The 20,789-nt window shown below is 55.6% G+C and carries 21 protein-coding genes; 4 read left to right on the top strand and 17 right to left on the bottom strand.

The genetic code is table 11. The features are described from left to right. The first annotated feature begins 132 nt into the window (after positions 1-132). Entirely contained in the window at positions 133-633 is a 501-nt protein-coding gene (locus QWT68_RS14070; RefSeq protein WP_040285599.1) for a GNAT family N-acetyltransferase, read from the top strand. A gap of 38 nt (positions 634-671) precedes the next feature. On the opposite strand, the gene QWT68_RS14065 is transcribed toward QWT68_RS14070, so the two are convergent. From QWT68_RS14065 to mntR, 5 genes are all read right to left on the bottom strand, one after another. After that, positions 672-1,157, bottom strand: coding sequence for a DUF4064 domain-containing protein (locus QWT68_RS14065; RefSeq protein WP_290148700.1), 486 nt, complete (start codon positions 1,155-1,157; stop codon positions 672-674). A gap of 140 nt (positions 1,158-1,297) precedes the next feature. Further along, positions 1,298-1,579: a GNAT family N-acetyltransferase gene (locus QWT68_RS14060; RefSeq protein WP_040285598.1), complete on the bottom strand. Its 282-nt coding sequence runs from the start codon at positions 1,577-1,579 to the stop codon at positions 1,298-1,300. A 66-nt stretch (positions 1,580-1,645) separates the two neighbouring features. Then, positions 1,646-2,530 (bottom strand): DUF1002 domain-containing protein, encoded by an 885-nt coding sequence (locus tag QWT68_RS14055; RefSeq protein WP_290148699.1) that lies wholly within the window; start codon positions 2,528-2,530, stop codon positions 1,646-1,648. A gap of 56 nt (positions 2,531-2,586) precedes the next feature. Next, a complete protein-coding gene (locus tag QWT68_RS14050; RefSeq protein WP_040285596.1) occupies positions 2,587-3,447 on the bottom strand; it encodes a CvfB family protein in 861 nt (286 codons plus the stop codon). Between the two features lie 37 nt (positions 3,448-3,484). Then, positions 3,485-3,892: a transcriptional regulator MntR gene (gene mntR, locus QWT68_RS14045; protein WP_040285595.1), complete on the bottom strand. Its 408-nt coding sequence runs from the start codon at positions 3,890-3,892 to the stop codon at positions 3,485-3,487. A gap of 133 nt (positions 3,893-4,025) precedes the next feature. Here mntR and QWT68_RS14040 point away from each other — a divergent pair, with 133 nt between their 5' ends. Next, positions 4,026-4,181, top strand: a complete 156-nt coding sequence (locus QWT68_RS14040; RefSeq protein WP_144036067.1) for a lmo0937 family membrane protein — start codon at positions 4,026-4,028, stop codon at positions 4,179-4,181. A gap of 47 nt (positions 4,182-4,228) precedes the next feature. On the opposite strand, the gene QWT68_RS14035 is transcribed toward QWT68_RS14040, so the two are convergent. The 11 genes from QWT68_RS14035 to QWT68_RS13985 form a co-directional block, all read right to left on the bottom strand. Continuing rightward, positions 4,229-5,338 (bottom strand): GNAT family N-acetyltransferase, encoded by a 1,110-nt coding sequence (locus QWT68_RS14035; protein ID WP_290148698.1) that lies wholly within the window; start codon positions 5,336-5,338, stop codon positions 4,229-4,231. 27 nt (positions 5,339-5,365) lie between these two features. Next, positions 5,366-7,474, bottom strand: coding sequence for a heavy metal translocating P-type ATPase (locus QWT68_RS14030; protein WP_290148697.1), 2,109 nt, complete (start codon positions 7,472-7,474; stop codon positions 5,366-5,368). Then, positions 7,461-7,823 (bottom strand): ArsR/SmtB family transcription factor, encoded by a 363-nt coding sequence (locus QWT68_RS14025; protein ID WP_040285688.1) that lies wholly within the window; start codon positions 7,821-7,823, stop codon positions 7,461-7,463. The genes QWT68_RS14030 and QWT68_RS14025 overlap by 14 nt, the downstream gene beginning before the upstream one ends. Before the next feature lie 678 nt (positions 7,824-8,501). After that, positions 8,502-10,859, bottom strand: a complete 2,358-nt coding sequence (locus tag QWT68_RS14020) for a penicillin acylase family protein (protein WP_290150490.1) — start codon at positions 10,857-10,859, stop codon at positions 8,502-8,504. Positions 10,860-11,377: 518 nt separating this feature from the next. Further along, entirely contained in the window at positions 11,378-11,758 is a 381-nt protein-coding gene (locus QWT68_RS14015; RefSeq protein WP_040285592.1) for a Na+/H+ antiporter subunit G, read from the bottom strand. Next, positions 11,736-12,020 (bottom strand): Na(+)/H(+) antiporter subunit F1, encoded by a 285-nt coding sequence (locus QWT68_RS14010; protein WP_040285591.1) that lies wholly within the window; start codon positions 12,018-12,020, stop codon positions 11,736-11,738. Before QWT68_RS14010 ends, QWT68_RS14015 begins: the two co-directional genes overlap by 23 nt. Beyond that, on the bottom strand, positions 12,020-12,502 hold the full coding sequence (locus tag QWT68_RS14005) for a Na+/H+ antiporter subunit E (RefSeq protein ID WP_040285590.1): 483 nt from the start codon (positions 12,500-12,502) through the stop codon (positions 12,020-12,022). The genes QWT68_RS14010 and QWT68_RS14005 overlap by 1 nt, the downstream gene beginning before the upstream one ends. A gap of 24 nt (positions 12,503-12,526) precedes the next feature. Then, positions 12,527-14,023 carry a Na+/H+ antiporter subunit D gene (locus tag QWT68_RS14000; protein WP_290148696.1) on the bottom strand — a complete coding sequence of 499 codons (1,497 nt, stop codon included), beginning with the start codon at positions 14,021-14,023 and terminating at the stop codon, positions 12,527-12,529. Continuing rightward, entirely contained in the window at positions 14,016-14,354 is a 339-nt protein-coding gene (locus QWT68_RS13995; protein ID WP_040285588.1) for a Na(+)/H(+) antiporter subunit C, read from the bottom strand. The genes QWT68_RS14000 and QWT68_RS13995 overlap by 8 nt, the downstream gene beginning before the upstream one ends. Position 14,355: 1 nt before the next feature. After that, a complete protein-coding gene (locus QWT68_RS13990) occupies positions 14,356-14,781 on the bottom strand; it encodes a Na(+)/H(+) antiporter subunit B (protein ID WP_290148695.1) in 426 nt (141 codons plus the stop codon). Next, positions 14,771-17,173, bottom strand: a complete 2,403-nt coding sequence (locus QWT68_RS13985; RefSeq protein ID WP_040285586.1) for a Na+/H+ antiporter subunit A — start codon at positions 17,171-17,173, stop codon at positions 14,771-14,773. Before QWT68_RS13985 ends, QWT68_RS13990 begins: the two co-directional genes overlap by 11 nt. Before the next feature lie 360 nt (positions 17,174-17,533). On the opposite strand from QWT68_RS13985, the gene QWT68_RS13980 reads away from it, so the two are divergent. Then, positions 17,534-18,208 carry a universal stress protein gene (locus QWT68_RS13980; protein ID WP_040285585.1) on the top strand — a complete coding sequence of 225 codons (675 nt, stop codon included), beginning with the start codon at positions 17,534-17,536 and terminating at the stop codon, positions 18,206-18,208. 72 nt (positions 18,209-18,280) lie between these two features. Here QWT68_RS13980 and murB read toward each other — a convergent pair whose 3' ends face one another. Further along, positions 18,281-19,198, bottom strand: coding sequence for a UDP-N-acetylmuramate dehydrogenase (gene murB / locus QWT68_RS13975; protein ID WP_040285584.1), 918 nt, complete (start codon positions 19,196-19,198; stop codon positions 18,281-18,283). Positions 19,199-19,373: 175 nt separating this feature from the next. Here murB and QWT68_RS13970 point away from each other — a divergent pair, with 175 nt between their 5' ends. After that, positions 19,374-20,753, top strand: a complete 1,380-nt coding sequence (locus tag QWT68_RS13970; protein WP_290148694.1) for an FAD-dependent oxidoreductase — start codon at positions 19,374-19,376, stop codon at positions 20,751-20,753. Positions 20,754-20,789 lie beyond the last annotated feature (36 nt).

Genomic DNA, 20,789 nt, shown 5'->3' with positions numbered 1-20,789 from the left:
TAGAAAGTATACCCTGTATCTTCACAACAAAACTCACGGGACATTTCATTTTCATGACAAGTCTGACTATCCCTAGTCTTCGGTCCATCATTTTGTTATGATAAAAGAAAGGAATGTTGAGGTGAGAGCACATTGATTCGCCAAATGATCGAAGAAGATATTGCCGCTGTCCAGCACATTGCCTATGATACGTGGAAAGATGCATTTACTGAATTGCTGCCGGAATCTGTGCAGCAGAACTACTTGGCTGGCGCCTATTCCGCGCCGATGATGGCCAAGCGGATGGAAAAGACGGAAATCCTGATTGCCGAGTCCGATGGCCGGCCGGTCGGATTCCTGAATATGACGTTCGTCGACCAGGATGGTGATTCAGAACTGACGGCCTTGTATATCCTGCCCGAGTATCAGCGCCGCGGAATCGGCCGGGAACTGTTCAAGGGAGCGCTGTCGCTGCTGGAAGGGGCATCCCGTCTGTATATCTATGTCGACGACCTCAATGACCCGGCAAAAGCATTCTGCGAAAGCCTCGGCTTCGAACTTCTCGATGTGTTCGATGAAGAGTTCGAAGGGGTGCCTGTCGAAACAGCCCAATATGTATACGCACTGCGGCAGCCATCCGCTGTCTGCGTATAAAAAACTGGAGCGGCCGATTCGGCTGCTCCAGTCCTGTTTTACAAGGGCCGCATTCCGTCGTCTCCCGGTGGTGTGTCCGTCACAAGCGGATCCTGGTAGTCGCGCGGCGGCAATGTCTCTTTCCGCGTCAGGCACATGATGCCTGCAACGTAGAGCAGGATCGATGTCAGTGACACAATCCCTGCGGTCAGTCCCGCTATGATGAACAGGATGCCTGCCAGTTTCGGATTTTTGTTGTTCCAGATCTTCACGAGTCCGAAAATGTTGAGCACGAGACTGATGAGGAAGAACACGACAACGAACCAGAGGAACCCGCCAAATGCGTCGAACATATTGAAGAACATATCAATGTCCGCCGGCGTCATCGCCGGGTCGGAGTAGAGTTCCATCTCGATCTCCTGCCTGAAGTCCGCATTGGTGGTGAACATGCGGAAGATGACCGCGCCGAAAACTGCGCCGAAAATACTGATCACCGTAAATACGATGCCGATGATTCCAAGTACGCGTTCTGCTGTCCTGCTCAAATAAATCGCCTCTCTTTTTCTATTGATAGTTACCTATACGCATGATAGCACAAAACGTTTCACATTTCGTTCACTAAAAAAAGCGGACTGCTCGTTGCTCAAGCAGCCCGCTTTTTTCATACGGCAGGATATTCATCTGTTCATGCTTTTACATCATTATACTCATCATACCGGTTGAATGCTGTTACAACATAGGAGCAGACAGCCTCCATCTTGTAGTTGTGCTCTCTCGCATAGCCGGCTGCACGGTCCAGCAGTTTCTTTGCAACACCGCCGCCTCTCAGATCTTCGGACACATACGTATGGTCCATCACCATGACATCGCCAAGAAGTGTCCACGTGATTTCCGCTTTCTTCGCTTCATCCTGTACATATTGGAACGCATATGCATCGCCGCCAAGCTCCTTCAAGTCAAATTCCATGAGAACAGCCTCCTTTTTTTCCTATGCTACCAGATTTGTCCGTCAGCTCAAACATTCCTGCCCGGGTCATTGGAAAATCGACTTCACTGAATCGACCAGACCATTGAAGAAGTCCTTCACTTTTTCCCAGAAGCTCGGGTCGATATCGCCAAGTTTCTCTTTCACCTTGGAAGCCATATCATTCAGTTGATCGGACAGCTTCGAGAAATCGATATCCAGATTCCGGATCCGGTCCATCAGGTCGATCAGCAGCTGACGGTCGGCATCGCTCAGTTCGATTTTGTGTTTCTCGAGCTGTTCTTTAACGATGCGCTCGACATCTTCTTTCGTTGCAGGATTTTTGTCCGCGATCTGCTGTTTGATGTCCGTCAGAAGTTCGGCGACTTTTTCTTTGTCGACCCCTTCCCCGGACAGCTTTGTTGCAACTTCCAGTTCGTCGTTTGCGACGTCGGTGCGCTCTTTGTCGAGCGTCTCGCCGCTCACTTCATATGCTTTGTAGATACCGACGAGTGCCGAGTGCCCCGATACTTTCTTCGGAGCCGCCACATCGACCTTCGCATCCTCGATGCCGGCGGTCAGCATAGCCGTTGCATACATATCCGGCGTTACTTGCGTAATGTTATCTTGTGTAACAATCGTGATGACTAATCCTTTTCCTGCATCCTGTCTCATTATTTTCGCCGAGGAATACATGCGTGCATTCGGATCGCCGTCTTTGATATACGTGACCAGGTCCTTGCCTGTCACGTCGATTTCTTCGACTTCCGCCTCTTCGTCCACTTTCAGACTTTTCTTGACGCTCGCCCGTTCATCTTCGGAAAGGTTGGCGCCATAGACGACAATCGGCACGCCCAGTTTCTCATTGATGGATGAATCGGCCGAAACAGCGCCCGGCACAAGCAGTCCCACTGACAATACGGCAGCAAGGCCTGTCATGAATAGTCGTTTCATTCGTCTACCTCCTCGTTTCCAATAGATACGATTCCCGTCAGGAAAAGGTTCCCGGTTCACTCGGACAGACGGGTCCAGCCGTCCTGCTGAGCAGCCTTGCCGTCTTTCATCAGACGGCCGAGCGCCCGCTTGAACGCACCCTTGCTGATGCCGAACATTTCGGCGATCTCTTCAGGTTCCGACTTATCGGTGAACGGCATTTTGCCGCCAGCTTCGTTTAAATAACCGAGAATCATCTCAGCATCATCATCGAGCCGCTCCTGTTTGCGCGGCATGAGTGAGCCGTTCAATGTGCCGTCTTTTTGGACGTCGATCACACGGACGGACAGCTCCTCACCGAGACGGGGTTCCGCCAGCATTTCCGACTCATGGACGAAAATCCGGAACTTATCCGGAATGCTGAGGAGGAATGAGCCGACCGGCAGCAGCCGGTATGGGCGTGCTGTCAGGTTTTCATTCATGCGCCAAGGTTCCGCAAACCCGATTTCCTCCAGGACACGCTCTTCTGTCACAAGCCGTCCGAAAAGATTGCCGCCCTGGTCGGTCCGGAGCGTCATGTAGAGGGCATCATCCGTTTTCGGCCACAGCTTGCGGACACGCGGCAGATCCGCCTTATTCACCAGGACTTCGAAGGAAGCCCCGATATCGACGTATGCCCCTTCCCGGTCATCGACACGGAGGACACGCGCCCACCCATATGAACCGACTGTCATGGAAGGCAGCTGCATCGTCGCTGCCAGCTCCCCCCGTCTGTTATTGAACAGGAAGACATCGGCATGGTCCCCCGCCTGCAGTGTTTCGGGTGCTTCTGAAGCATTCATATAGACTTCCTCATCGCCCACCGTCAGGCGCCATCTGGAGCCTTCTTGCTCCTGCAGACAGGCGGACTGGATTGTACCCGCATATAATTTCGTCATAATAATCTCCCATTTCCTTAAGTTTGTGTCCGTAAACTCACACGCTGCGATCTTTCAGCTGCGTCACAAAGTCCTGATCTTCCCTCATCGCCTGCACCAGGTCGGTGATCCTGTCCATCGCATCCCAGCTCAGGTGATGCTCGATCCCTTCGACATCGCCATAGATATTCTCCTCTTTCACACCGATGATGCGTAAAAACTGTTCCAGCAGCTCATGGCGCTGCACAAGACGCTCGCCGAAGTTCTGGCCCCGGCCGGTGAGAGCGATGTCCTTATACCGCTCATATACGACATACCCCTCCTTATGGAGACGCTGGGCCATCTTTGTAACCGAAGACGGAAGGACGGAAAGCGATTCCGCCACATCCGACACGCGCGCCTGTCCTTTCGCTTCGATAAGCAGATAAATCTGTTCGATATAATCTTCCATACTCGGTGTTGCCAATCCAAACACCTCCAAGTGCATTTGTAGCTGTGCGAACCCGATCGCAAAACCTGATGGGTTTACATCATTTTATCACGGGGTAACTATACACCATAACCAATTCAACCGATTGCTGAAAGGAGTGAACGGCATCATGGGCGGATTACTTTGGATTATCATTGTAGCACTACTTGTATTCTGGGTGCTCGGTCTGGTAGCACATATCGGCGGAGGCCTGATTCATATCCTTCTTGTTATTGCACTGATCATTTTCATCATCAACTTGATCACCGGAAGGAAAAGGGTTTGAATAAAGGGATGCCAGGCAGTTTGTCCGGCATCCCTTTTTTCTTGTGCCTATTGGCTCAGTTTAGCATAGATCACGGTGTTGCGGAGATCCGTGCCGTCTGCAGCACGTGCATCGTTCTTCAAGATCGCTTCCAATTCGAAGCCGAGCCGTTCAGCGATGGCGCGGCTTTTTTTGTTCTGCTCATCACACCGGATCTCCACCCGCTTCGCGCCGAGCTCCTCGAACGCGAACTGCGTGATCCGGCCGGCCGCTTCGGTCATCAGACCTTTCCCTGTGAACCCTTCTGCCAGCCAGTAGCCGACTTCGAATTTCGGGACGGACCAGTCAATCCTGTGAAGGCCTGAGGAGCCGGCGAATTCCCCGGTCTCTTTGTCGAACAAGTGGAACCGGAGATCTTTTTTTGTGATGAAATCCGCTACCGCCTGCCGTGTCACTTTTTCGGTTTCCGCAAGCGACGGAGTATGCTGTGCCCAGTCCATCCATTCTTTAAGGCTGCTGAACGACTGCAGCACGGCGTTGTTCACATCAGAGACATCCTCGACATGTGGCATACGGATCAGCAGCCGGTCGGATTCGAACCGATCCGGAAAGTCGGGGATTTCCGGAACTTGCTGTTCTTCCCCGCCGCTGTCTTCCCAGACGACCGGCGTCTTCTTCCCGGCCATGTAGTCTTCACGCGTGATTCCATAGGTGATGGCATCGTAATAGCGGTCTTCCTCAGGAGAGAACCATGCCTGCCGCAGGTGCCCTTCTTTGACGAAGCCTGCCCGTTCGAATGTTTTTCTCATGGCCAGGTTGTCGGAACGGGTATGTCCTTCAAGGCGGATTTTCCACTCCGGCAGCCCGAACACGTAATCGGTGATGAGCCGGAGCGCTGCCGCCCCATAGCCCCGTCCCCTGTATTGATCGGCAATCCGCAGATCGAAGAGCGGGATGTCATCCTGCATATCGTGGATCTTTGCCAATCCGACTTTCTCCCCCTGATCGTTGACGAGCCAGAAGGTCTTCACTTCATCCGATTCGTATCCGCCTTCCCGGATCGCTTTTTCGATCAGCTGCCGCCCGGAATTCCGGGTTGCATGGAACGGCCACGTATTTGTCGTAAGAAAGTGGATGAGCTGTTCTTGTTCCACCATCGTCCATTCGTACAGTTGCATAATAAGGATCCCCCAAACGCCTGCTTCTTATTTCTGTATGCGCATGAGCCGCAGTGAGTTCAGCACGACCAGCAGGGTGGCGCCCATGTCCGCGAAGATCGCAATCCACAGCGTCAGCCAGCCTGGGATGACAAGAAGCAGTGCAGCAATTTTTAGTCCTACTGCAAACATAATATTTTCTTTGATGGTTCGCAATGTTTTTCGGCTCAATTGCACAGTATAAGGCAGTTGTTCCAGATCGTCGGCCATCAGTGCGATGTCCGCCGTTTCAAGCGCAGCATCGGTGCCGGCACCGCCCATCGCGATGCCGACGGACGCTGCTGCAAGTGCAGGCGCATCGTTGACACCGTCGCCGACCATGGCGACACGCTGTTTCCCCCGGCTCAGACTGCGGATTGCAGTCAGTTTGTCTTCCGGCATGAGTCCTGCACGGACGTCATCCATGCCGAGTTCTTTAGCAATCGATGCAGCGGTGTTCGGGTCGTCCCCTGTCAGCATGACCGTCGACTCGATACCGATCGCTTTCAATCGTTCGAGCACCGGACGGCTCTCGGGTCGGATCGGATCGGCGACCGCGAACAATGCGGCGAATGCACCGTCGATCACTGTGCCCATCACCGATTTCCCTTCCTGCTGGAGACGTTTTGCTTCGGATGCCGCGGTTGCTGGCAGCTCGGTAAGCTCTTCCACCCACCGGATGCTGCCGACAGCTACCTGCCTGCCTTCCACATCTGCCATGGCGCCTTTACCCGTGACGGACTGGAATTGTTCGGACTTCACTTCCTCTGATCCCCGGGCGTCCGCAGCATTGACGAGCGCGCGTGCGAGCGGGTGCTGTGACAGCCGCTCGACAGCGGCGACGCTGCGCAGGACGTCCTGTTCATTGAATTCATCTGCTGTAATGATATCTGTCACTTCCGGGTAGCCTTTTGTCAGCGTGCCTGTCTTATCAAAGGCGACAGTCCGGATGTGCCCCATTTCTTCAAGATGGACACCGCCCTTGATGAGTACGCCTTGACGTGCAGCGTTGCCGATCGCCGTGACGATGGCGACAGGTGTCGAAACGACGAGTGCGCACGGACAGCCGACAACCAGAACAGCGAGCCCCTGGTAGATCCATGTGTGCCAGTCGGCGCCGAACAGCGGCGGCAGGACGGCTGTCAGCGCGGCAATCGCGATGATGGCCGGTGTATAGTATTTTGCGAACTTGTCGATGAACTGCTGGGACGGCGCTTTTTCCGCCTGCGCATCCTCGACAAGGTGGACGATCTTCGCGATTGTCGTATCCTCGACCAGTTTCGTGACCGTCACTTCAAGCGCCCCTTCTTCGTTCAGGGTGCCTGCGAAAACGGTATCATTCAGCTCTTTGACGACAGGGATCGATTCCCCTGTAATTGCCGCCTGGTTCACGGTGGAACGTCCGCTTGACACGGTGCCGTCCATAGCGATTTTCTGGCCCGGCTTGACGATCAGCACATCACCGATCCGGATCTCCTCGGTCGGCAGTTCGATCGTCCGGCCATCGCGCAGGACTTCGGCGGACGGCGGGGCGATGTCGACCAGGCTGCTGATGGACTGCCGGGCTTTGTTCATGCTGTAGGATTCGAGCGCTTCACTGATCGCGAACAGCAATACGACGACGGCCGCTTCCCGCCACTCACCGATGATCGCCGCGCCGATGATCGCAATCGTCATGAGTGTATTCATGTCGAAATCGAGGCGGACAAGATTCTTCAGTCCGTCGATGAACATCGAGGTGCCGCCGACAACGATGGCCGCTGCGAACAGGAGGATTGCCGTCAGGTTCGTTTCACCATACTGGTTTGAAACGAACAGTCCGGCCACCAGTAAAACAAGGGAAATGAGCGAAACGATGTTTTCCCGTCTTTTGAAGAACGGCGTTTTCGGCGTCGGTTTCCTCTGGGTGACCGGGACGACCCGGATGCCGTCGAAAGCACCGGCTGATTCGAGTTCCTGGACGGTCGCATCACCCGCAAACGACAGTTTGCTTGCGCCGAAATTGACAGTGGCAGCTTCCACTTGCGGCAGCCGGCTCACATTCTTTTCAAATTTGGCTGCACAGTTGGCGCAGCTCAAGTTTTCAAGCCGGTATTCATTCTGCTTAGTGTCCTCCATCCAGTTCACCTTCCATCGTATGTTCGTGTGCAATTTTCACAAGCTGGAATACATGCTCATCCGCGAGGGAGTAATACACCATCTTGCCTCTCCGTTCGGAACGCGCCAGTCCGTTCTCTTTCAAATACCGCAGGTGATGTGAGGCTGTCGCATTCGAGGCACCGATGATCGCCCCGACATCGCAGACGCACAGTTCCTCTTTCAACGTCAGGGAGTACGCGATTTTCAGGCGCGTTTCATCGGCAAGCGCCTTGAACAGCTGCACCATGCCGCCGACCCGCGGCAGTTCCTGCTGTATACCTTCCACCACTTCGTCATGGACGAGTTTCTCATCGCACGTATCGATCATCTTCAATAGGACCGCTCCTCTGTAGTTGTTATTCAAACGATGATTTGATTGTACGTTCAGTATATGCCGGACAATTCGGTTTGGCAAGCAAAGTCAAACGGGCATTTGAACGTTAAGGAATGACCTGCCGGGAACTTTGGAAATCGCTTGCTTGGCAGAGAGGCTTAGCAGGCGATTTTCGGCTCACAGGTGATTTTTTGGCTGAGTCGCAGTTGGGCTTGTGCTTATTGCACGAAGCTCCCAAAGTTCAATCTCGTCGTGCAATTAAGGCGGCCCTTTTTGCATGAAGCTCTCCAGTTCGCCGCCGTCGTGCAATTAAGACGGCCCTTTTTGCACGGAGCTCTCCAGATTCTCCGCCATCGTGCAATTAAGACGCCTCTTTTTGCACGGAGCTCTCCAGATTCTCCGCCATCGTGCAATTAAGACGCCTCTTTTTGCACGGAGCTCTCCAGATTCTCCGCCATCGTGCAATTAAGACGCCTCTTTTTGCACGGAGCTCTCCAGTTTCACCGCCGTCGTGCAATTAAAACCTCTCGCGCGGACACGCAGCATCGTGCCGCGCAGAAACGGACACTTCAAGATCTTCCCTCTCTTAAGCACAACCCTGAATCAGTCCTCCGTCATAACGAACAACGGACAAACCAAAAAACCGGGGACTGTGCGCAGTCCCCGGTTCCATCAATTCGCTGTCAATGTCAGCACGTGGCCATCTTTCACCGAACCGTCCGTAACGGTTTCATGGAAGTCCCCTCGGACCCAGTCGTCCGCCTGGTCGTGGAACCATTCGGACTTCAGGTGGCCGCTCTGGCCCGGCCCGACAATGTGATATGCTTTGGACAGATCATTCAGATCCGCAACGAAGCGCCAGGACGCGCCGTGGTTTGCACTTCCATCCTCCTTGAACGAAGCGGCCTGCACAGTGATCCCCGATCCGCCGACCGGCTGGCGGTCCGGGTCCAGGAAGCGTGCAAGCATCGGCGACGCACCGGACAGCGGATGCGGGAACACCAGCTGATGATAGTCGCCCCACTGCCATTTCTCCGGATTGTCCCCGTAGTCCTCTTTCAGACCTGCGATCGTCTTTTCAAACGCGTCGTACACCCATCGGTCAGCACCACCGTAGTCCGCCACCCAGGACGGCGCCTCGCCGTCATATGAATTGCGGAGGAATTGATCGGTCAGCTGTGGCTTGCCGTGCATGAACGCATAGACGTCTTCCGGCATATCCGGCGCGAACATGAGTTTCGGCAGCTGCATCATCCACTTATGGAAAATCAGCGGCTGCGGCGACTCTGCGGTATCGACCTGATCCCACTCCCTCATCTGCCGGAGAATCCCTTCGTAATGTCCTTTCCGGTCCATCTTCTCAACGGAGCCGAGCATCCGGTCCAAAAACTCCCCCGCATGCAGGTTCTTCTGATCCATCTGCAGCGCCATCATGTCGTCCGCCGTGAAATCATCGCGGTCCCTGAGCACTTCCGCAATCCGTTCGTACCGGTACGGCTGCGCCCAGAACTTCGTTATATGATACGGATACTTCTCATCGACCACTTCATTGTTCGCTGTCGCAATGAACCCTTCCGGCGGATTGACGAGCGTCGGCAGTTCATCATACGGTACGTAGCCCTCCCAGCCGTATTCGGAAGAGTTGCCCGGCACCGGCAGCTGTGCATCGCCTTTCTTGCGGATCGGGATCTTGCCGTTCGCTTTGTAGGCGATCGTCCCGTCTTTCGATGCAAACACGAAGTTCTGTGCGGGCGCGCTGAATGATTCGAGCGCCGTTTCAAATGACTCCCAATCCTCCGCTTTGTTCAGATCCATGACAGCTTCGAGTTCGTTGCTCGCTTCGAGCGCCGTCCATTGCATCGAGAACACGGCACCCGGTTTTTCATTCTCATAAATGATATCCGTAATGACCGGTCCGTGACGGGTCACGAGGACTTCGAACGGGACATCGTCTTCCCCTTTGACTTTGATTGGTTCATCCCGCACGTCCGCCTGCTCCCACTTCCCGTCATACTCGAACTGGGTCGGGTCGTCCGGGTTCGGGATCTCGATATACAGATCCTGCACGTCAGGTCCGACGTTCGTCACGCCCCAGGCGATCGTGTCGTTATGTCCGAGGATGATGCCCGGAATCCCGGCGAAGATGACACCGCTGACGTTCTGATCCGGCGATGTCAGATGGATCTGATGCCAGACAGACGGCGTGCTGAGCCCGAGATGCGGGTCATCCGCGAGCAGCGGCTTCCCTGATTTCGTCTTGTCGCCGGAGACGACCCAGTTGTTGCTGCCGTTAAATTCAGGCGGCAGCGTATCAGGGTCGAACTGGTCCGCTACCGCAACCGGATTGGCCCGATTTGCCTCCATGATCGATTCGGCATTCTCCGGATAGGTGATGAACAGCTCCTTCGCCTTTTCCTCGGGATAGTGATTGAGTGCCCAGTGCCGCATCGCCTGCGGTGTCCACTTGCCGCCGAGATCGTACGCCATGTACTTGCCGATTGTCAATGAATCGATCGGTGTCCAATCTTCCGGTTCGTACCCGAGCAGCTTGAACTCATACGACAGTTTCCCGTTCCCTTTCACCTCGTGGATGAATGCATTGACCCCTTCTGCATACCAGTCCAGGACCTGTTTCGCATCGACACTGTACGTATCGTAGGACTTTTCCGCCGCATCTCGCAGGCTGAAGGTCCGGAACCGTTTATCCGTATCAACCGCTTTTGCCCCCACGACTTCCGCCAGCCGTCCGCTCGCCTGTCTGCGCGCCAGGTCCATCTGGAACAGACGGTCCTGGGCATGGACATACCCTTGCGCCCGGTAGAGATCGGCGTCCGAGGCGGCTTCGATGTGCGGCACACCGTCCGAGTCCCGTGTCACTGTGACATCCTCATCCAGGATGGTAACGGATGCTGTCCCTTCAATGACCGGTTTGGACTTCCCTATGTAAATGTTTACAAAAATGAGTGCTGCAGCTGCCAGGGCGACAAGTACACCAAGCACCCATAGGCCGATCTTCAGCGGACGGCCCATCGATTTCTTTTGTTGCCTGCGTGTTCCCACTGCTATTCCCCCTTTTCTCTTCCCCTTACTATCTATTCGCGGTCAGGAAATAAAATCCCTCCGTTCCTGTGAAGAATTTGGAAATTACCGATGTTCCAGAAAATAGAGGGCATCCTAATGGCAAATGTTCCATTTAAGTTGGATGCAGACCTTGAGAATCCTAGACGACAGCCTAAGGGCTACAGCTTTATGAGCGCTTTTCCAGGTTTGTGATCATTTTTCTCGTTTTATGATCACTTCCGTGATTTATGAGCACTTTTTCCGGTTTATGATCACTTTTCGTGATTTATGATCACTGCCCCCGAGTCTATGAGCGATTCTCCCGATTTATGAGCGCAAACCCGCTTCCCTATCCTCCCCACGAAAAAATGCGCTGCCGCGGCAGCGCATCCCATTCAGGTACTGACTTGTTCGGTTTCTGCGCGGCTCGGGTGTCCCGACCACCAGACGCCGGCCGCGGACGCAAACCGTTCCATACCATTTAATGATCACTTCTCTTCGTTCCGGTCCGCCGGCTCTTCCGCGTGCAGCACGCTGTGCAGTTCATCCTCCACCGAGATGTCGGCGAGCTTGACGTTCGAGCGGTAGGCGGCGCGGATGATCAGGTGGCCGGCGACCGGCGCAGTCAGGAAGACGAAGACGATGCCGAGCAGCACGCGCACGCTGACGAAGTTGTCGCGGAACAGGAAGTACAGGAACACGCCGATCAGCGTCAGCAGCACGGACAGCGTCGAACTCTTCGTCGCTGCGTGCGACCGGGTGTAGACATCCGGCAGCCGGATGAGGCCGAACACGCTGATTACGCTGAAGATGCTGCCGAACAGGATCAGCAGGGCACCGACGAATTCACCGGTCTCGTTTCCGTTCAATGATGACCCCCCTCTCGATATATTTCGAAAAGGCGATCGTGCTGATGAACGACAGGATGCCGAGGATCAGGATCACTTCCAAGTACGCTTTCGTTCCGTACAGCACGGATACTACACCGATCAGCGCCAACAGGTTGACGCCGATCACATCCATGGCGATGACACGGTCGGGCATGGATGGGCCTAGGATCATGCGCAGCAGAGCGATTGCAATCGTGACGGCGAACAGGACGACGGATACAGCGAGCATTCCAGCAATCATCAGCGGGTCACCTCCATAATCGCTTTTTCGAAATTCCTGAGCTGCTTGATGAGCCCGTCACGTGATTCCTGGACGTCCATCGCATGGATGTAGAGGGCTTCACTGCCGGGCGTGACTTCCATCACGACCGAGCCCGGGGTGAGCGTCAGCAGCATGGAGAGCATCGTGATCTCCACGTCACTCCGGAGCACCGTTTCATATTTGAAGACGCCCGGTTCGATCTTCAGCCGGGGGCTCAGGATCTGCCGGAGCACGATGGCGCTCGACTGCACCAGTTCCGATATGAAGATGAACAGCAGCTTGACTGCCGCATACACACGGCGCAAATAGAAGCGCGTGCCGAAAAAGCGGTGCATGAAGAACAGGATGCCGATCCCGACGAGGAATCCGGCAGCAAATGTCGAAAGCCGCAGTTCGTCTTCATCGATCAGCAGCATCCACAGGAATGCGATGAACAGGTTGAGCAGCAGTTGCGCAGGCATATGCCCCGCCCCCTTTCTATCAGTCTACCGGCCCGGCTGCGCATCGTTTCCCAGCACGGCTTCGACGTAACTGTCGGGATGCGTCAGCACAGCGGCCGCATCATTGACGAACGGCGCAAGCCAGTCCGCTCCGATGCCGATCGCGAACGTCAGGACGCCGAGGGCTGCGATCGGCAGCAGTGTCCGCTTTTTCAGCGGGACCTGTTCCTCTTCCCCGATGATCGATTCACCCATGAAACAGTTCAGGAAGATGCGCAGGAGCGAGTACAGCACGAACAGGCTCGACAGGAAAGCGAGCGCCAGCAGCAGGTAGAGCTCCGCGCCGATCAGCCCCTCTCCGAGCAGCACTTTGCCGATGAACCCGCTGAACGGCGGGATGCCGGTCAGCGATAGCATGGCGATGAAAAACAGCCAGCCGAGTTTCGGATAGTTCCGCAGCAGCCCGCTCATCTCCCCGATCCGCGTCCTGCCCGTCAGCGTGATCATCAGACCGCCCGCAAGGAACAGCATCGCCTTGACGACCATGTCATGGAGCACATAGTAGATTGACCCCTGCAGCGCAGTTTCACTGCCCGCGGCAAGCCCGGTGAGGATGAATCCGACGGCAATGACGACATTATAGGAGATGATCTGCCGGATATCCCGCGATGACAGCGCACCGATGCTGCCGCCGATCAGCGTCAGGGCCGCCATACCGCCGATCAGAGGACCTATGATTCCCGGCGCCTGATTGAAGACAAGCGTGAACAGCCGGATCATCGCATAGATCCCGACCTTCGTCAGCAGCGCACCGAACAGTGCAGCGATGGCTGCAGGCGGTGCGCCATAGGAACCTGGAAGCCAGAAGTAGAGCAGCAGGCCCGCCTTGAGGCTGAAGACGAGGAGGAAGATCAGGCCGATGACCGTCAGAATCGGATCCTGCCCGCTTTCAGCGGCCCGGACAGCGAGATGTGCCATGTTGAGCGTGCCGGCCGCCCCGTACAAATAAGCGATGGCGAGCAGGAAGAACCAGGACGCCAGGACATTGATCGTAATGTATGTAAACGCCTCGACCAGCTGCACTTTCCGGCCACCGAGCACAAGCAGCGCATATGAAGCCAGCAGCATCACTTCGAAACAGACGAACAGATTGAAGATATCCCCTGTCAGGAACGAACCGTTCACCCCGGCCAGCAGGAACAGCATGAGCGGGTATACATACATCTTCTCGAACGCTTCCCCGATCGTCGAGAAGGCGTACAGCAGGATCAGGCTCGTGACCGTGCCGGCTGCCGAGACGAGCAGCAGCGCGAACGAATCGCCGACGAACGAGATGCCGTACGGCGGATCCCATCCGCCGAAATCGAGCCGCACGATGCCTTCCGTCCGGACGCGGAGCAGCAGGTGGCTCCCCACAGCGGCAGAACCGGCGGCAGCAAGGAAACTGAGCAGCCGCTGAACGGAAAGCGACTCCCTGAAAAATGTGAGGATGACCGCAGCCAGCAGCGGGATCAGCACAGGCAGTACAAGTTCGTTAGTCATCGAGACTCCTCCTTGCGCCGTCCAGATTGTCCGATCCAGTCTCCCGGTAGATACGGTAGGCGAGGACCAGAAGGAATGCAGTGACGGCAAAACTGATGACGATCGCCGTCAGGATGAGCGCCTGCGGCAGGGCATCCGCGTAGGCGGAGCCATCCTCCGAGACGAGCGGCGCCTCCCCCTTCTTCAGGCCGCCCATCGTCAGGAGCAGGAGATGGATGGCATGGGACAGGACGGCCGATCCAAGGATGATGCGCAGCAGATTCCGGGACAGCAGCAAATAGACCGCCACCATGACCAGGACACCTACCAGAACTGTCAGTAACGTTTCCATATCATTTCACATCCTCACTGATCGTCAGAAGAACCGTGACGACGACTCCGACCACTGTCAGGGCGACACCCGCTTCGAACAGCAGCACCATGGAAATCTCCGTCGCTCCGAAAATAGGAAGCAGGACCTCCCCCTTCCCCTGGGTCAGGAACGAATTGCCGAACAGCATGGACACGGCGCTTCCGGCAACAGCCAGAAACACGCCGAGTCCTGCGATCTTCTTGAAATCGAACGGAATCCCCTGATGGACCGTTTCAATATCGTATGTCATATAGAGCAGCAGCAGGGCCGAGGCGAGTACAAGCCCGCCCGAGAATCCGCCGCCCGGGTCATGGTGCCCCGAGATGAACAGCTCCACACCGAATGTCAGGATGATGAACACGATGATTTTGGTCACCGTGCGCAGGATGACGTCGTTAATCTTCATGCGGGCCGTCCCCCTTCCGGCTCTTCAGTTTGATAAGCACATAGACACCGAGACCGCCGATGAACAGCACGACGATCTCAAGCATCGTATCGAACGCACGGAAGTCCCCGAGGATGGCATTCACAATATTGCCGCCCCCCCGCATCTCCTCCGTGTCTTCGAAAAACTTTGAAATGGGCGCCGCCAGCCGGTTCCCCTGCACCGCGAGAGCCGTGACGATCACGATAAGGCCTGTCATGACGGCAATCACCGCATTTCCCGCCTTCACTTTCCGTGACGTCCGTTCCTTCGTCCAGTCAGGCATGAAACGGAACGTCAGCAGGAACAGCACCGTCGTCACCGTCTCAACGACAATCTGTGTAAGCGCGAGATCCGGTGCACTCAGGACGACGAACAGGAATGCGACCGTGAAGCCGAGCACCCCATTCAGCAGGATGGCGATCAGTCTGGATCTGACAAACAGGATCGAGATCGCCGCCGCCATCATGACAGCGGTCAGCAAGTACTCGTTCACGTTGACGAGCGAATCATTCGACAGATCGAATGCCTGCCGCCAGATGAAGGCCAGCGCAACCAGCATCATGCCGATGAAGAACGAGAAGATATACAGAAAGTACCGGTGCAGATGCCCCGTCATGTACCGTTTCGTCAGATGATGCGAATGGCTTTCCAGCTGCACGAGCAGCAGTGAATACATGTTGTCGATCTTCCAGCTGAATGGCGGGACAGTATAAAGGACCCGCCACTTACGGAGGAACACATAGAGGAAGACGCCGGCCGTGATGATGCCGAGCGTCATCCAGAGCACCGGACTGAACCCGTGCCATGCCCGTATATGAGGCACCAGCTCCGGTATTCCGCTGTATGCCGGATAGATCGCGTCCATCGCCGGCCGGAGGATCCATTTACCAAGGATATTCGGGATGAAGAACAGCCCGAGGATCAGCAGTCCGAGGATGCCCGGAGCAGCGAGCATTCCCGGCTGCGGATCATGCGCGCCGCGGTCCACCCATGCGGGGGACTGCTGCTGCCGGCCGAAGAATGTCTGGAACACGATGATCAGGCAGTAGACGAACGTCAGGACACTCGCAAGCCATGCCACAACCGGCACCCAGACATGGATTCCAGGAAGAGACAGCTGCTGGACAGCAAGGCTGGCTTCGAGAAACATCTCTTTGCTGAGGAAGCCGTTGAACGGCGGCAGCCCTGCCATTGAGAAGCTGCCCGCCAGCGCGATCGTAAAGGTCACCGGCATGAAAACCGCAAGACCTCCGAGCCGGCGGATATCCCGCGTACCGAGCTCATGGTCGACGATTCCGATGATCATGAACAGGGCGCCTTTGAACGTGGAATGGTTGATGAGATGGAAAAGTCCAGCAAATGCTGCAGCTGCGAAGAGGCTGAGATCAGCTCCCGGTAAGTCCAACATTACGGCAGACCCCATCCCGAGCAGGCTCATGATCAATCCGAGCTGGCTCACGGTCGAATAGGCGAGCAGCGCTTTCAGGTCGTACTGCCTCACCGCGTTGAACGAACCCCATAGAAGCGTCAGCAGACCTGTGAATGTCACCAGATAAAACCATAGCTCACTTCCGCCAAACAGCGGGATGAAGCGCGCCACCACATAGATGCCCGCCTTCACCATCGTCGCAGAATGCAGATATGCACTGACCGGCGTCGGTGCTTCCATCGCATCTGGAAGCCATATATGGAACGGGAATTGGGCGGATTTCGTAAAAGCGCCCAGCAGGACCAGCAGCATCGACGGTATGAACAGATCATGCGACGGCAGATCCCCCGCCATGCCGATCATCTCATGGATGCTGTATGTCCCCGTCATCGAATGCAGCATGAGGAACCCGACGAGCATCCCGATACCGCCTGTGACAGTGATCAGCATCGCCTTCTGCGCACCTTCACGCGACCGTCTGCGCTGATGCCAGAACGCGATCAGCAGGAATGACGAAACACTCGTCAGTTCCCAGAACACATAGAGGACCAGGATATTATCGGAGAACACGACGCCGAGCATCGATCCCATGAAGAGAAGCAGATACATATAGAACCGTCCGAGTGCCTCGCGCTCGGACAGGTAGTACGTCGAATAGATGACGACCAGTGTCCCCATACCGGTGATCAGCAGGCCGAAAATCATACTGAGCCCGTCGAGATGGGTGGTGAAATGGATGCCGGCGCTGGTCAGCCACCGGATCGTATGGTAGCCGGTCTCCCCTGCAGCCACATTCGGGATCTGCAGGCAGAGGATGATGAACAGAACGAGCGGGACAGGCAGCACGGCCCATCCGATTTTTCTGCTATGTACGTATGTATACAGTGAAGGGACAAATAAGGACGCTGCAAACGGCAGCAGGATGAGCAGCGGAATGATCAATACGTCGTACCCCCAATCGTGAAACAGAACACAAACAGGCCTGCAGGGAAATGCGGCAATTCAATTCACAGGTGAAAACATGCAGGAACAGAGCACAATGAACAGCGGAGATTCGCAAATCTGCGGAGAAATTGCCGGGACGGGTTGACGCGGCCGGGAAAGCCGGCGATAATGAGTCCGACATGAGCATAACGCAGCACCCCGGAACCGGATCCGCGGTTCGGGCATCGTCTGCATGCTGCTCGCTGTGTTTTTTCGTTTCATTTCAAATTATACACGACTGCGCCTGCCTTGGCACTCGAATGGGCTGCGTACGCTGACAACTGGGACAGCAATACGATTCATGGAGGGAACGACACGATGGGAAAAGTGAAAGGACGCATGGACGAGAGCATTCTTGTCTGCGTGTATTACGGACCGAACGGTGAACGTCTCATCCGGCGGGGCTCTCAGATGGCAAGCGCTCTGGACTGCCCGCTTTATATCCTGACCGTCGACCCACTTCCGCTGGATGAGATGGATGCTGAAAAATCAGCGTACGTCGACCGATGGCGTGAGCTGGCGGAAGAACTCGATGCCGATGAATTCATCATCCGGGATAACGAAAGCCGGCCGACCGCCAAAGTCATCAAACAAGTCGCACATGACCGCAATATCACCCAGATCATCATCGGCCAGACCGCCCAGAGCCGCTGGGAGGAGATCACGAAAGGGTCGTTCATGAACGTGCTTCTCCGCGAGATCACGTTCGTCGATTTCCACGTCGTCTCTGTCGCCCGCTCCATCAAGCATGACGTGGAAGGGATGTTCGAAAAAGGTCTTCGGGCTTATTTGACGGATGACGGCGAAGGATACCGCGTGACGTTCAACTATACAAAGAACGCACGGTTCGAGGGGATCTTCTTCAAGGAGACGGGAACCGATTTCAATAATGGGATCTTCAAATTCATGCACGACGGCAAGATGTGCCAGGTCCGGATTACGGATGACCGCGTGGAAAGGCCGTCGGAAGTGAGCTGTAAACTCGACGCTTGAGAAAGCACAGAAAAGGCCTGCCCGGAAAGTCATCCGACTTTCCGGGCAGGCCTTTTGTAAAGAGCTGTGCATTCATTCAGCCGGTTCACCGACGATTTTCACTTCCCGTTCCAAGTCGACACCGAACCGCTTTTTCACTTCCGCCTGCACCATTTCAATCGTGCGGATATAGTCCGTGGCGGTCGCATTGTTCTTGTTGATGATGAATCCTGCATGTTTAGTGGAGACTTCCGCGCCTCCGATGCCTTTGCCCTGGAGACCGCTGTCCTGGATCAGTTTGCCCGCAAAATAGCCCGGCGGCCGTTTGAACACACTGCCGGCCGATGGATATTCAAGCGGCTGTTTGGATTCACGCTGAAACGTCAGATCCGCAACCTTGGCGTCGATCGCCTCCTGGTCACCGGGCTCCAGCTCGAAATCGGATGACAGAACGAAATAGCCTTCATCCGCTATGATGCTTTTCCGGTAGCCGAGCTGCAGCTCCTCTTTTGACAGTACAAAGATGCGGCCGGTCCGGTCCATGAGGGTCGAGCGGACGATGATGTCGTTGATCTCCCCGCCGTAAGCTCCTGCGTTCATGGCCATCGCGCCACCGACGGATCCCGGGATACCGCAGGCAAATTCGAAACCGGTCAGCCCGGCTGCCGCTGCAGCACGGGAGACATCGATGATATGCGCACCTGCCCCCGCGTGTACATGCGTTCCGTCAATCGTGATCGTATCCAATCTCACGGGGTGCAGCACGATTCCGCGAACACCGCCGTCCCGGACGACCATATTCGATCCGTTCCCGAGCAGCAGTATCGGGATATCATTTTCATGTGCATAGCGGACGGCCGACTGCATTTCTTCTTCCGTTTCCGGAATGACCAGCAGATCGGCATGGCCGCCGAGCTGCGTCTTTGTATAAGCTGACAGGGGTTCATCCAGCAAAAGCTGCCCCTTTGTAATTTCCGATTGTAAGTCTGTCACCCATTGCTGCTTCGTCATTGCACCCAATCCTTTCAAAAGTTCAAGACACTTTATCAGTATGCTGTGAATCTCGTTTTTTGACAAGAGGTACGAGTATCCCCATTCCTCCATTCTATGCAGAAGCCCCGTTAAATTCCCCCGATTCGGGGAATACTGACAGTACTGCTTGCCGACTAACTGGGAGGGGACCCATTTGTTGAACTCACTTTGGCTGGAAACCGCCTATCCGCGCACCGAACTGCCTGCGCTGAAGGAAGATGTGACATGTGATGTATGTATCATCGGCGGCGGGCTCAGCGGCCTGACCGCAGCCTACTTGCTTGCGAAAACCGGCAAGCATGTCGTACTTCTCGAGAAGGACCGTATTCTGGAGGGAGCTTCCGGAAACAATACAGGAAAGCTGACAACCCAGCACGACATCATCTACGCTGAACTTATCAAAAAACACGGAGCGGATGCTGCCCGTCTCTATTATAGGACGAATGACGAAGCGATCCGGTTCGCCGAGTCGATTGCGGCAGGCGATGAGCTGCGCACGAGCCAGTCTGTCCTCTACGCCAGCACGGCAGACGGACTCCAGCAGATCGAAAACGAGACAGCCGCCTACCAGGAGATCGGAATTCACGGTGACCGGAAACTGAACAGCGAGCTGCCGATCGATATCCTCGGCACACTGACGATCCATGATCAGGCACAGCTGCATCCAGTACGGTTCGGCCAGCACTTGTGCGAGCTGGCCATGAAGGAAGGTGCCGGCATCCATGAAAAGAGCGATGTCCGCTCGATGGATCTGAAGGACAAATCGCTGGAACTTGCATCTGGCGCTGTTGTCCGATTCAACGAACTCATCCTCTGTACACATTATCCGATCGAAGCCATCCGCGGATTGAACGTCCTGAAACTCGAAGTGAAGCGGTCCTATGTCGTATCGGCACCCGCAGACATGCCGCTGCAGAACCAGTATCTTTCAACCGATCAGAAAAAACGATCGATCCGGACGGCATTCATCGACGGGCGTCCCCATTTCATGCTTGGCGGGGAGGGCCATGTCGCCGGCAGCACAGGAGATACGGATGAGCGGTACAGCCGGCTGGCGCAGGAACTGCAGACCGTATATAACCTCGGCGGGCCCGCCCACCAGTGGTCTGCACAGGATCCCACCGCACCGGACTGTATTCCGTACGCGGGGCCGATCTCCGACTCCATGCCGTATGTCCACATTTGCACTGGCTTCCGGAAGTGGGGCATGTCGAACTCATTGGCTGCTGCGCGTATCATCACGGACGTCATCACAGGTACGAAAAATCCGGCAATCAGCTTATACGCACCTGACCGGACGGGGTTCGGGTCCCTGCTGTTTCAGGCGCTGAAGACAACCGGTTATGTCGCAAAGGAATTCACAACGGGGCATGTCCAGCGCACGGATACCCCAATCTGCACGCATATGGGCTGCAGAACGCGGTGGAACAAGGCGGATGAAACATGGGACTGCCCATGCCACGGGTCGCGTTTCCGGAAGGACGGAACTGTGCTCGAAGGACCCGCTGTCCGCCCGCTCGACCTGTCCGAATAACATCATGCAACCAGCAAAAAAGCTGCCCAGTGAGGG

Origin of the sequence: Sporosarcina trichiuri, from assembly GCF_030406775.1 — a bacterium.
GTDB lineage: Bacteria > Bacillota > Bacilli > Bacillales_A > Planococcaceae > Sporosarcina > Sporosarcina trichiuri.
This window is presented reverse-complemented; position numbering and strand designations above follow the sequence as displayed.